Source organism: Algicella marina (genome assembly GCF_009931615.1).
GTDB classification, from domain to species: domain Bacteria; phylum Pseudomonadota; class Alphaproteobacteria; order Rhodobacterales; family Rhodobacteraceae; genus Algicella; species Algicella marina.
Window position 1 is genome coordinate 830,905 of record NZ_CP046620.1, and the last position, 12,019, is coordinate 842,923.

Sequence of the window (12,019 nt, forward strand, 5' to 3'; positions counted from 1 at the left end):
CTTACTCCCCGAAGAAGCGCACGGTGCCGGGGGAATAGCCGCCGCCGTAATCGAGGAATCGGGCGAGGTTCTCGCGGCCCTGTGCCTCCGCGGAGGCGATCCGGGCGGCTTCCAGCGCTTCGGCACGGTTCTGCGCGGCGATGGCTGCCGTCAGATCGGCGATCTGTGTCGATTGCAATGCGAGCAGTTGGTTGCCAGCCTGCGCGACCTGCAGGGCCCCAACGGCTCCTTGGCTTTCGCGGATGAGCGCGTCCATCTGAGTTCGCGCGCCGTCGATATTGCCCACGACCCCGGCCTGCACGCGCAACGCGTCTTCGAAGCCCGCGACGGAGGTCTCCCACCGCTTGCGCGCGCCTGCGATCATCGCGTCGAAATCGCCCTGAGCTGCGGCAGCACCGTAGTCCTGCGTGAAGGCCTGTTCGATAGTGGCCACGTCGAAGGCGAGGCTTTGGGCATCGGCTAAGAGTCGCTGGGTTTCGCCGATGGCGTCCTGCAGCTGCGCCAGAGAGGAATGCGGAAGGTTCGCGAGGTTCAGCGCATCGTTCATCAGCATCTGCGCCTGGTTCTGGATCTGCGCGATCTGGTTGTTGATCTGCTCGAGCGCGCGGGCGGCCGAGAGGATGTTTTCAGCATGGTTCCGCGGGTCGTAGACGATCCGCCCACCGCCGCCGAAGAAGAAGGCCTGGGCGGGTGTCGATATAACCGGTGTCAGGACGAGGGCGCTGGCCATCAATGCGGCGGCGAGTTTGCGGGTCCGGGCAGGGCGCTCAGGATTGCGGGTCATGTTCTGTCTCCTTTTGGTCAGGGTGAGGGGGTGTCGGATCGGCTGGTGCGATGTCGGGCCCGAGCAGGTCGATGGCCCAATCAAGACCGCGATGACGCAGCCAGGCGGCGGCGAAGCCATCCCGGCCATGGGTGGCGATAAGATTGCTGATTGCGGCCTGATCGGCCTTGGAGGCGGCGGCGGTGAAGGCCAGAGCCACCTCGCCGAGGCCCAGCGAGAAGAGCCGGTTGCCCCGCCGCGACTGGCAGTAGTAGTCGCGCTTCGGCGTCGCGCGGGCGAGGATGTCGATCTGGCGGTCGTTCAGCCCGAAGTTCTGGTAGATCCGGGCGATCTGCGGCTCAAAGGCCCGTTCGTTGGGAAGGAAGATCCGCGTGGGGCAGCTCTCGACAATCGCGGGCGCGATGAGGGACCCGTCGATATCGGCCAGCGATTGGGTGGCGAAGATCACCGAAGCGTTCTTCTTCCTCAACGTCTTCAGCCATTCGCGCAGCTGCCCGCCGAAATTGGCGTCATCGAGCGCAAGCCAGCCCTCGTCGATCAGGATCATCGTGGGGCGGCCGTCGAGGCGTGCCTCGATCCGGTGGAAGAGATAGGCGAGCACGGCGGGTGCGGCGGGGGAACCGATCAGCCCCTCCGTTTCAAACGCGAGCACGTCCGCGCTGCCCAGGTCTTCGGCCTCAGCATCGAGAAGCCGTCCGAAAGGCCCGCCGAGGCAGAAGGGTTTCAGAGCGCGTTTGAGTTCTGTCGATTGCAGCAGGACCGAGAGGCCGGTCAGTGTGCGCTCCTCGCGCGGGGCCGAGGCGAGCGAGCTCAAAGCCGACCAGAGATGGTCCCGCGCAGCAGGGTCGATCGTCGCGCCTTCGCGCCCGAGGATTCCCGCGAGCCAGTCCTGCGCCCAGGCGCGTTCGGACGCGTCGTCGATCCCGGCGAGCGGCTGCAGCTGCACGGCGGGGTCTTCGTCGGCCAGTGCATCTCCGAGGTTTTCCCAATCGCCACCCATGGCGAGCGTGGCGCAGCGGATCGAGCCGCCGAAGTCGAAGGCGAAGACCTGGGCACTGGCATAGCGCCGGAACTGCAGCGCCATGAGGGCCAGCAGGACCGATTTGCCCGCCCCGGTCGGGCCGACGATCAAGGTATGGCCGACATCGCCCACATGTGTGGAGAAGCGGAACGGGGTCGTGCCGTCGGTTTCGGCGTGGAACAGTGGCGGGCCGTCCAGATGGTCGTTCCGGTCCGGCCCCGCCCAGACCGCCGAGATCGGGATCATATGGGCGAGGTTCAGCGTCGAGATGGGTGGCTGACGGACATTGGCGTATAGATGGCCGGGCAGGGAGCCGAGCCAGGCCTCGAGCGCGTTCAGCGATTCCGGGATGCAGGTAAAATCGCGCCCCTGCACGATCTTCTCGGCGGCCTTGAGCTTGGCCTCGGCGGCTGCTGCGTCCTCGTCCCAGATGGTGATCGTGGCGGTTACGTAAGCCGCGCCCGCCACATCGGCGCCGAGTTCTTGCAGTGCCTCGTCGGCATCCGCTGCCTTGTTGGCCGCGTCGCTGTCGAGCAGGGTCGAGGCTTCGTTGGTCATCACCTCTTTCAGGATCGCGGCCACGGACTTGCGCTTGGCGAACCACTGCCGGCGGATGCGGGTGAACACTCGCGCAGCATCCGTCTTGTCGAGGCAGATCGCCCGCGTGCACCAGCGATACTCGAAACCCTGCGTGTTCAACTCGTCGAGCAGTCCGGGCCAGGTGGCGCTCGGCAGCCCGATAATGGTCAGCGTCTTGAGATGCGCGGCCCCGAGCCGAGGTGTCAGTCCGCCCACCAACGGATCATCGGCCAGCACCGCGTCCAGATGCATCGGCACCTCCGGCACGCGGACGTGTTGGCGCCGGGTCGAAACGGTTGAATGCAGGTAGGTCAGGGTATCTTCATCGGAGAGCCAGGCGATCTCCGGCATGAACCCGTCCAGCAGATCGGTCAGCCGGTCGGCGCGGCCGACAAAGCTGGAGACAAGATCCTGAGGCTTGGTGCTGCGATCAGGGGCGTTCTCCAGCAACCAGCCTTCGGCGCGGCTCGCGTCGTCAGCGGGCGGCATCCAGACCAGCGTCAGGAAATACGCGCTCTCGAAATGCGCCCCTGCTTCTTCGAACTGCGCGCACCGTTCGGCATCGACGAGGGCGGAGACAGGATCGGGAAACTTGGAGGCGGGGTAGTCCTGCGCTGGTATACGCTGCGCTTCTAAGAAGACAGTCCAGCCGGAGCCAAGCCGCCGGAGCGCGCTGTTGAGCCGGGCCGAAGTGGCGACCAGTTCGGCGGGCGTGGCGGATTCCAGATCCGGCCCCCGAAACCGCGCTGTGCGTTGCAGGCTGCCGTCCTTGTTCAGGATGGCGCCGGGCGCGATCAATGCAGCCCAGGGCAGAAAATCGGCCAGTCGGGCGGATTTGGAGCGGTATTCGGCGAGACGCATCATCGGCTCAGACCCCGAACCAGGAGGGGTAACGAAGATGTCGCCGCGCCACCTCGGCGATCTGCGCATCCCGCTTCGCGGCCCAGACCGCGAGGAGATGACCGACGAGCCAGAACACGAGGCCCACAAGCCAGAGCCGTAGGCCCAGCCCGATGGCGGCCGCCAAGGTCCCATTCGCGATGGCGATGGTGCGGGGAGCACCGGCCAGCAGGATCGGATCGATGAGGGCCCGGTGCACCGGCGCAAAATAGCCGGGGATGTCGGTGGGGTTCTCCATCAGATCAGCGCTCCGCCGCCGAAGGAGAAAAAGGAAAGAAAGAAACTCGAGGCCGCGAAGGCGATGGATAGGCCGAAAACGATCTGCACCAGCCGCCGGAAACCGCCCGAACTGTCGCCGAAGGCCAGTGTCAGCCCCGTGACGATGATGATGATCACCGCGACGATTTTGGCGACCGGGCCTTCGATCGATTCCAGGATGGTCTGCAAGGGGGCTTCCCATGGCATGCCCGACCCTGCGGCGAGCGCCGGTTCGGGCAGGGCAAAGACGACGGAGCCGAGCGCGGTTGCGCCAAGGGCTGTGCGAAGTGATGGCAGAAGGGTCATGGATGGCTTCCTTGTGTTGGTGGGAAAAAGGGGGTGAGGGCGTAATCGCCCGAGGCGGTCAGGCCGGTGACACGCGCCAACTCGGAAAGGCGACGCTCGGCGCCCCGTCCGGACAGAACGGCGATCAGGTCGATGGTTTCTGCGATCAGCGCGCGCGGGACGGTGACAACTGCTTCCTGGATCAGCTGTTCGAGCCGCCGCAGCGCGCCGATGGCGGACCCGGCGTGAATCGTGCCGATCCCGCCCGGATGGCCCGTGCCCCAGGCCTTGAGCAGGTCGAGCGCTTCCGGCCCACGCACTTCGCCGATGGGGATGCGATCAGGCCGCAGCCGCAGCGACGCGCGCACGAGATCGGACAGGGTCGCAACGCCGTCTTTCGTGCGCAGGGCCACGAGGTTGGGGGTCAGGCATTGCAGCTCGCGCGTGTCCTCGATCAGGACCACACGGTCGGAGGTCTTGGCGACCTCCGCCAAGAGCGCGTTGGTTAGCGTTGTCTTTCCGGTCGAAGTCCCACCCGCGACGAGGATGTTGGCCCGGCTCGTGACACCCACGCGCAAGTGGTTGGCGGCGTCGGCGGAGAGAATGCCGCCAGAGACATAGTCCTCGAGGGTGAACACCGCGACGGCGGGCTTGCGAATGGCAAAGGTCGGCGCGGACACGACTGGAGGCAACAGGCCTTCGAAGCGTTCGCCGCTTCCCGGCAATTCCGCAGAGACACGCGGGGCCGCAGGATGGACTTCCGCGCCGACATGATGCGCGACAAGCCGGATGATGCGTTCGCCATCGGCAGGGGAGAGAACTGCGCCACTATCAGCCAACCCATCGGCCAACCGGTCGACCCAGAGCCGCCCGTCAGGGTTCAGCATCACCTCGACGACGCCCGCATCCTCGAGCCAGGCGGCGATGCCGGGCCCGAGTGCCGTGCGCAACATGCGTGCGCCGCGAGAAGACGTCTCGGTTTTGAAGGGCGTAACGGTCATGATTGGCCTCGCGATGGATCACGAGACCGATCAAGAAGACCGCTATTGGCCTAAGGGCAACAGCTGTGAAGGCGTAGTAGGGGCGTGGCGTGCAGAGGCAGGCAGGAGCGTAATTCGAACCCCACAGACCCCAGTTGCGTCTTGAACAATGTGTCTTTCTACTAAAAGCCTTTTCTGGCCTTATCCGCGACCAATCGACGTCGAGTAATAATTTGTGCAATCATCAATGTAACGAAGGAGATTGCTGTAATAGCCCACTGGCAGTTTGAAACCTGTATCTGCTGCAACTGAACGGTCTTATCAAGCATCAAGACTAAGACTCCAGCGGCGAAATATGTCGAATTCATAAGTGCACAAGCATGGTAGATAATGAAACTTGCGCCAAAGCCGTCATAGGACGGCTTTTCACTATTTCTTGGAAGCACAGAGGAGCCAAAATCGGCAGCGCCAGGTTTCTTGAAGAAAAAGTCTCGAATTGAGTTGACTACTCGAGCATATAGAATCGCATCTAGCCTTAAGCCCTCAATATAAGAAATTACTGCCGCACCAACTAGGCTGAGCAAAACGGCCGAAACTCCAAATATGAGAAAGGCAAGGATGCGTGCCTCCTCGCTTATCCCATCTTTTGAGAAGTTGAGAAGAGCCAGCCCGACAGTGGTGATGGGAATTGCCGTGATGAGCAGAAAATATCTATAGAAGGTCGCAAGTACCTCGTTTGTCTTGAAATGAGCCTGAGATATGTTCTCATATTCCTTTAGCTGGAACTGAGAAAATGCATCTGACACGTCATTTTCTGGTGCCATTTCGCCCGCCCAATCTCTACTTGTTAGTCGTGGTCCAGATGGTCCACCGTTTGCTTTCTCGTTCAAGTTTCGATTTTAAACAGAATTACAACCGTGACAAACGATCCAACATTCGGTCAATCAGGCTTTTGGCGGCAACTTGATTGACAGAGCAATCATAGATCAAATCGAAGACCTCCTTGTAGGTTGCGCGCTTGCTCGCTGGCAAACTCTCAAAGATGTCGCCTTCGGCCTTTGTGGTTCGGGCATCGACCGCTTTCTCGATCGAAGCGAGGCGACCAAGCATCGCACGGCGGTCTTCATCTTCAAAGAGATCAAATTCCACGGCTTTGCGCATCTCCGCAAGGAGCGTCCCAATCTCGGCCTTGATCGACTTGGCAAAGCGCGCAGACACGGCGCCTTGCTTAAGAACATCAAGCTTCTCGTAGATTTTGTCAGCTGCAAGCTCAAAAGTCTTAAGGCGATTCCGCTTTTGCGAGGAGACGCGGCACTCCCGCGCCACCTCAGCGCCCACTGGCCTCAGATGCGCAATGATGTTGTCCAGATGCATGTTGCTCTCAAACTCATCGCGTCGACCGTTCGGAACCACACGTCCATCCAGCACATGCACTTCACCAATCGTCCAAGAGCAGAACCGGTCTTCCGGAAAAACCTCTAGAAAGAGCCGATCATGACCCACCTGAATATTTCCGACCCGCGCGCGCAGACCACGGACGCCCTGCGCGGAGGGTATCGCACCCTGATAGTCGTGATGGATTAGCCAGCCGACTGCCGCCGGTTCGCCATCAATGCTCTCGATCTCAAATGTCTTCAGACTGCGTAGAGAGGCCTTCTTGGTATCCGAGTATTCAACATAGTCGCGATAGGGCCTACAGACTGGCTCCTCAGCGCCGTTAATGTGAATCTGATAGGACTTGCCGGCACGGCCGTGCGCTTTGAGAAGAGTTGCAATCTCTTGACCGTAAGAGAATTCGGGTGAGAAAGGACAGGGGCAGACCTGGCTCACAAACGCCTCGATCTCGATCTCATTGAGCAGACGGTCATTGGCGATCCGGCGAGGTTTGATCAGTTCGACCTCGAAGAAATGTGCGGGATAGTCTTCCGGTTCCAGCTTCTTAAGTGTCACGGCTTCCCGTACAATTGTGCGTAAGTCCGCCTCACTATCGTTTTTTGCAAGCATCCGCTTCACTATGCGGCCGTCCCAAGTTGCTTCCAGAACCTTCGTGTCTCCCTTGGCGCGCGAGCGAAAGACAAGCTGCTGGACGTATCCAAGACCGGATAGACGCCCGACACCGCGAAAGCCACGCGCATCCGTTCCGCGCTTTTCGCTGGCGCCGAACGAGAGCATGCGCGCGGGAAAGTCTTTATTGGACAAACCCTTGCCGTTGTCGCGGATTACGACGCGCCGATCGATGTGATCGAGATTGATCTCGATACGGCCTTCGTCGATGGACGACAGTAGGCCAGACGCAACGGCATCATCAATGGCATCGGTGGCATTCTGAACATACTCGCGGAAGATAGAAAGCGGATTGACATACATTGAGCTGCTCAAGAGCTCCAAAACATCTTTACCTACGAAGATTTCCGTTTCGTCAAATCCCTCATCATCTATCCGTGCCGCTTCAGTCATTCTTCTTTCCCCTGAAACTCTTTTACGCATAGACTTGCGTAATATTCTTGATTTGAGCTTTCACTTTTGATCCTGGCTGAACGTCTTCATCGGTTAGTCCGGCATCTTCAACTCGCTCGTCTTCCGGCACCAGATAGGAATTAATGTCTTCAACACGCCTAAGTTTCTGCGCCGACCAGATCTTCGCCTCGTCCGATTTGGACATCGGCACGAAGTAACGCGCAGCGTCCCGTAGTTTGCCAACCGCCAGTGTGTTAAGATCATGCACATAGTCGTTCTTGTCACGGCTACACAAATATTCAATGAGTTCAGTTCGCTCATCGGAGGAGAGCGCTGCTATCGCATTTTGAAACGAGTCAAACTCCGCGCGCCCGTCATATTGTTCATACCAAAAGCGATTGAAAATGTAGTGGTGAGGGCGAAGCAGAATATTTTCGAATTCTTCAAAAGTATCACCATAGGCCGTGCGGAAGAAATCCGGTGCTCCACTGACGACGCCATGCGTTGCCTGTAGGATGACCTGCATCGAGCGAAGGTAATAAGAGTTCCATCTCTTCCCTATATGGCCGCGGTCAGGCCGCGTAACCGGTTGATATCGCATTGGGAAAGAGAAAATTCGAATACCAAGCTCTTCATTGAGTGTCACGTTGAGCCGCATTCGCTCGAACAGGTCGGCCGGATCATCATGGAAATTATAGAGCATATAATTAGACAGCTCGGTTATCCCGGCTTCAGCAGAATAACGGATTGCTTGCTCGTATGGTTTCTTGACCCCAAGATGGTCAAACGCAATTCGCAGCGGTTTAAGGGCAATGCGCGAAAGCTGCTGTAAATACATCGGATCTTTGCACAGAATGCGCGCGTCAACGCCCTGATTGAAATCCACGCGCCGCTGCAACTCGTACCGCCCACGCTTGAGCTTGGCACCGCGCTCGAACCCTAGGTCAATGATCTCGGCGATGATATCTTTGAAATTTGCCGAGGCGACCACATTGTTGTCCATCAAGATCAAGTCGCGCTTTTCACCGTAGAGCTTGCTGACCCCTTCGACGACTTCGGTTAAGGAGTTTGTGTCGCGCTGTCCGCCTTCAAGCTTTGGTACACCGCAAAACGCACATTTGCGTACGCAGCCTCGCGAGGCGTAGGTAAAGTAGGCGTCATTCACAGGATACTGGTATTCGATGTGGTCGAGTATGCTGTAGTCGGGGACAAGGTCCTCAATCGGCTTGCCGTTCACGTCATCAGCATAGAGTTCCTCATCAAACGGGTCGAGGCCGAGCGAGACTGCCGGTGCTTCGCCAAGTAGCCCCTTGATAAAGCGGACGCCGCGCCATTTTGGCTCGTCGATGAAATTTTCGTGCATCAGCGAGGCGGCAATGCCGCCGACAAAAACGCGGTGCGCCTGTCCGCCCACCAAATCAAGGGCGTAATCGATGCTGCGTGCCGTCCGCTCCCACTCAAATGAGAAGAGCGTTGTGATGTAGACCCGGTCCCAAGCCGTCTCATAGGCCGAAGGATCTTCACCCTTTACGAAGCGAACATTATCCTTCTTACCACTGGGTCCATGATACTGAGCAATCTTCATCAGGCCGAGCGGCGGGTATTTGTTCCGGTAGCCCGGTTCGACAAGGAGGATGTTCTTGTTAGTCATGCTCTGCCTCGATTCGAGTTATGTTCCACCCTAGCTACAGACACCTGTCTTGTCGATCCATCTCTCGAAGCACCCTTGAGATGGGAGAGCTACCGCCGCCACCCATTAAGCGACCGCCTGTGACTGTTCTGTTTCCGCAGGGAAATACTTTTCAACCTTATCGTAGATTTCTTTGACGAACGCCACCTGCTCGGCATCCAGCACCCCTTGCTCAGGATGAGCAACCTTGTTGCGAATGTCGTTTAAATCTCTGATCCATTTTGTATTCTTCGTCTTGGCTTGTTTATCATTCTCATCTAGGGAAATGACATCCTTTACAACATCCCAATTGTGGATGCAGATATCTATATAGTTTTGTAAATAGAGCTGGCTCTCCGGCTCGCCCTCTTGGTCTTTATACTCCCACCTTGCACTGCAATCGATCCTGATTTTCGAGGGAATGCCTTTGACCCACCACGCCCTGTCGTGTGTACCGTACTGTTTTTTCAGGGTCTCAATAACGTAATCGAAAATTCGTTTCTGGATACGCAGCACTTTTGTGCGGGCCTCTTCCGTGCCCGCTTCGTCCCGCGAGTCCAGATACTCCGCAAGTCCCGCCGGCTTGAAGTCAGGACGCTTCTTCTGGATTTGTGCCTCCATCCCGTAGGCCTGCTGACGAACCGCCGTTAGCGAGGAACCAATGCGCCGGAAGGCTTGAATGTCCTGATCTGAAGCGCTTTTGAAGAAATCAACGAGTACTTGAAGGTAGGGTTCGACCGCTTGGAAGGTTGCATCAGCATCGAAGACATAAAGGTCCGTTCCGTTTTTCTGCCGCACATGATCGGCAACATCCTTCATGACGTGGAATAGCGCCCTTAGGCCGTTATTCGTGCACAGATAGCCGCCTGGGCCGTCGCCGAGTTTCCAATTGTTTGGTAGCTGATCAGCAAACATTCGCAGGCAATCCGACAAGACCGAGAGGCCCTTTTTGAGGTTGTCTTCGTAGGCTTCAGATTGCCCCGTGGAAAACGGTCCTGGGACTATCGAGCCTTTGCTAAGCGTTCCCAACAGCTTGGCTCCGCGCTCGCCGAGGCCATCCCGGATTGATGTTTGTGTAAGACACCGATGCTGCGTTTTCTTTTTCCCGGTCACGACCATGCGGTCGTGGAGCGGTGAGGTTTTGTCACTGTTGAGTCTAGATGCAATGCGAGAGAGCAGAGCTTGGAAGGCCTCTTCGGGATCAGAAGATTTCCAGTGAAGGTCGGCGTAGAGTTCAACAAGTAGCCCGGTGCTTACTTTCACCTGCTTGCTGTTGATGTCGATGAATAAGTTCATCTCCTTGTCAGCTGGCAGGTTCTCGTAGGCAAGAACAGGAATCATTGAAGAGTCTTCCTTGAAGCCCTTCATGTTCCGCGCATATGCATAGCCATAAAGCCGGTGTTGGCCGTCAATAACCCATGCAGAAGCATAGTTCGGAGGAAGGTGCAGCTTCCCTAGTGTTTCGTTTTCAAAGTTTTGAATGACATCGAATTTTAACTTTGTCTTTTTGCCGGTCTTTAAGTTTACGACGATATTAGTGGGAAATTTACCACCATCATTGATGTACTCGGCAATCTTCTTCAGTCGTCTGGACTGAAGCATCCTCTGATAGGTCTCAAGGTTCTCGGTATCGCGACTCGCCTTATGGCCGACATAGGCAATTTTCAAAAGTTCGTCGGGTGGAATCAAGAAAGTAAAGAAGGTCTCACCGCCCATCTTTCCGCGTGTCGCAACGACCTGCTTTGAGAGGCCATCAATCTTCTGACCGCCGAACATGTGCGCAAGGAACTGGTAGCGCGCTGCCTGCTTGAGATGGTGAACTAAAGAAGCGTAGTAGTCGAGCTCGGCATCCGTGATGACCGTAATCTGCGCTTCGCTGCACTTCGCTAGGTCAGCTTCGCTCCATGCGATGTTGCGCGTTGCAATGACGTGCTTGACCTTGAGTTTGGCTTGCTGCCCGTAGAATTTACGGATCGACTTGAAGATTGGTTCGCGGATGGCCCTGATCTTCTCGATCAGGTTCGCCATGTTCTTCTTCCCAGGACTCTCGCGCTGTGTGCACTCGACTATGATAACCGTCTCGTCATCCTTGGCGAACACGTCAATCTGACGAGGCTCCAAGCCGTCTTCCACTGCGATAGTGAAGTTCCGGCCCTTGCTCATTTCCTTAAAACCCATTTGGGCAAGGATACTCCAGGCTTCGTCTTCAAGTTGCTCGTCTGCGGGCTTGGGCTTTGCCATGCGCGTGGATTTCGCGTTCTTTCTGATGACGCGCCAGCCGTCCTTTTGCTCCACTTCGACTTTCTCGCCGATCAGCTTCTTGTTCGCGGCCGTGACGGCCTTATGCTGATCCTTGCTCTTCCGGCGCCGAAGCTCCGAAGTGATCTCGTCCTCCGAGACGAGGGGGCCTAGATACTGCTCAGTCATGCCTTGCGTCACCAATAAATCAATATACGGTAGTAAGCAACGTGAGGCCGACTATATGCAAGGGGTCTCGGATGGTGATCTTGCCAAAACCTGTGCTTTCATCGGTTTTTGCTAGGTTGCTTCGGCACAATCAATGGCCAATCGTACGCCGGTGTTCAGTTCAATCGACAGTGCCGTGCGATGTGATGTGTGTTTCACGCCGACAGTGGCATGGGCGGAAAACTGATTCGAAAATCATTTGTTTGGGTTGGCTTCTGTATTGTGGCTCAACTCCCTCTGCAGCGTAGTGCTGGTCGAAAGTCGCCGCGACAGCGTTCGAACGAAGCCGCTATATCTCTCTTTCCCTTTCGCCTTGGCGGCGGAATAGGTGTCATCGGGCAGCGGCGGCGTTGTCGTCAGCCAGAAGCGGACGAATAGCGCCAGCGCCTCAGTCGTGATTTCCTGGTCTCGCTCTAGTCTTTCCAGCGACCGTGTTAGGCGGTCCAGCCTGCGGACGATTGCGGCTTCGTTCTGCTCTGCGCTATCCGGCGAGAGGAACGACGCCAAGGCCGCTTCTATGATCTGTGTCCTGGGAATGCGCCGCCGCACCGACAATTCATCAAGTTCATTGAAAAGCGCGGCGTCGACATAGGCGGTGATCTTGGCTTTCTTCATCGCGT

At 57.6% G+C, this 12,019-nt stretch carries 10 protein-coding genes; all 10 read right to left on the reverse strand.

Translation table 11 applies throughout. The features are described 5' to 3' along the window. Window position 1: 1 nt before the first annotated feature. Window positions 2-784 (reverse strand): P-type conjugative transfer protein TrbJ, encoded by a 783-nt coding sequence (gene trbJ, locus GO499_RS04090; RefSeq protein ID WP_161860990.1) that lies wholly within the window; start codon window positions 782-784, stop codon window positions 2-4. Beyond that, a complete protein-coding gene (trbE, locus tag GO499_RS04095) occupies window positions 768-3,248 on the reverse strand; it encodes a conjugal transfer protein TrbE (protein WP_161860991.1) in 2,481 nt (826 codons plus the stop codon). The genes trbJ and trbE overlap by 17 nt, the downstream gene beginning before the upstream one ends. A 4-nt stretch (window positions 3,249-3,252) precedes the next feature. After that, the gene (locus GO499_RS04100) at window positions 3,253-3,522 is read right to left on the reverse strand and encodes a VirB3 family type IV secretion system protein (RefSeq protein WP_161860992.1); all 270 of its coding nucleotides are present in this window, start codon (window positions 3,520-3,522) and stop codon (window positions 3,253-3,255) included. Next, window positions 3,522-3,848, reverse strand: coding sequence for a TrbC/VirB2 family type IV secretion system protein (locus tag GO499_RS04105; protein WP_161860993.1), 327 nt, complete (start codon window positions 3,846-3,848; stop codon window positions 3,522-3,524). The genes GO499_RS04100 and GO499_RS04105 overlap by 1 nt, the downstream gene beginning before the upstream one ends. After that, a complete protein-coding gene (gene trbB, locus GO499_RS04110) occupies window positions 3,845-4,780 on the reverse strand; it encodes a P-type conjugative transfer ATPase TrbB (protein ID WP_431309893.1) in 936 nt (311 codons plus the stop codon). The genes GO499_RS04105 and trbB overlap by 4 nt, the downstream gene beginning before the upstream one ends. A gap of 209 nt (window positions 4,781-4,989) precedes the next feature. Continuing rightward, a complete protein-coding gene (locus GO499_RS04115) occupies window positions 4,990-5,697 on the reverse strand; it encodes a hypothetical protein (RefSeq protein ID WP_284154889.1) in 708 nt (235 codons plus the stop codon). A gap of 19 nt (window positions 5,698-5,716) precedes the next feature. Continuing rightward, on the reverse strand, window positions 5,717-7,264 hold the full coding sequence (locus GO499_RS04120; protein ID WP_161860996.1) for an ATP-binding protein: 1,548 nt from the start codon (window positions 7,262-7,264) through the stop codon (window positions 5,717-5,719). 22 nt (window positions 7,265-7,286) lie between these two features. Next, complete coding sequence (locus GO499_RS04125; protein WP_161860997.1) at window positions 7,287-8,915, reverse strand: radical SAM protein; 1,629 nt, start codon at window positions 8,913-8,915, stop codon at window positions 7,287-7,289. Between the two features lie 105 nt (window positions 8,916-9,020). Then, window positions 9,021-11,360, reverse strand: a complete 2,340-nt coding sequence (locus GO499_RS04130) for a DGQHR domain-containing protein (RefSeq protein ID WP_161860998.1) — start codon at window positions 11,358-11,360, stop codon at window positions 9,021-9,023. A 234-nt stretch (window positions 11,361-11,594) separates the two neighbouring features. Next, window positions 11,595-12,014: a ribbon-helix-helix domain-containing protein gene (locus GO499_RS04135; RefSeq protein ID WP_161860999.1), complete on the reverse strand. Its 420-nt coding sequence runs from the start codon at window positions 12,012-12,014 to the stop codon at window positions 11,595-11,597. Between the last annotated feature and the right edge of the window lie 5 nt (window positions 12,015-12,019).

What these genes read in the sequence shown, in the direction of transcription:
- trbJ (WP_161860990.1), bottom strand. Translation starts at nt 784, where the DNA reads ATGACCCGCAATCCTGAGCGCCCTGCCCGGACCCGCAAACTCGCCGCC.
- trbE (WP_161860991.1), bottom strand. Translation starts at nt 3,248, where the DNA reads ATGATGCGTCTCGCCGAATACCGCTCCAAATCCGCCCGACTGGCCGAT.
- GO499_RS04100 (WP_161860992.1), bottom strand. Translation starts at nt 3,522, where the DNA reads ATGGAGAACCCCACCGACATCCCCGGCTATTTTGCGCCGGTGCACCGG.
- GO499_RS04105 (WP_161860993.1), bottom strand. Translation starts at nt 3,848, where the DNA reads ATGACCCTTCTGCCATCACTTCGCACAGCCCTTGGCGCAACCGCGCTC.
- trbB (WP_431309893.1), bottom strand. Translation starts at nt 4,780, where the DNA reads ATGTTGCGCACGGCACTCGGGCCCGGCATCGCCGCCTGGCTCGAGGAT.
- GO499_RS04120 (WP_161860996.1), bottom strand. Translation starts at nt 7,264, where the DNA reads ATGACTGAAGCGGCACGGATAGATGATGAGGGATTTGACGAAACGGAA.
- GO499_RS04125 (WP_161860997.1), bottom strand. Translation starts at nt 8,915, where the DNA reads ATGACTAACAAGAACATCCTCCTTGTCGAACCGGGCTACCGGAACAAA.
- GO499_RS04130 (WP_161860998.1), bottom strand. Translation starts at nt 11,360, where the DNA reads ATGACTGAGCAGTATCTAGGCCCCCTCGTCTCGGAGGACGAGATCACT.
- GO499_RS04135 (WP_161860999.1), bottom strand. Translation starts at nt 12,014, where the DNA reads ATGAAGAAAGCCAAGATCACCGCCTATGTCGACGCCGCGCTTTTCAAT.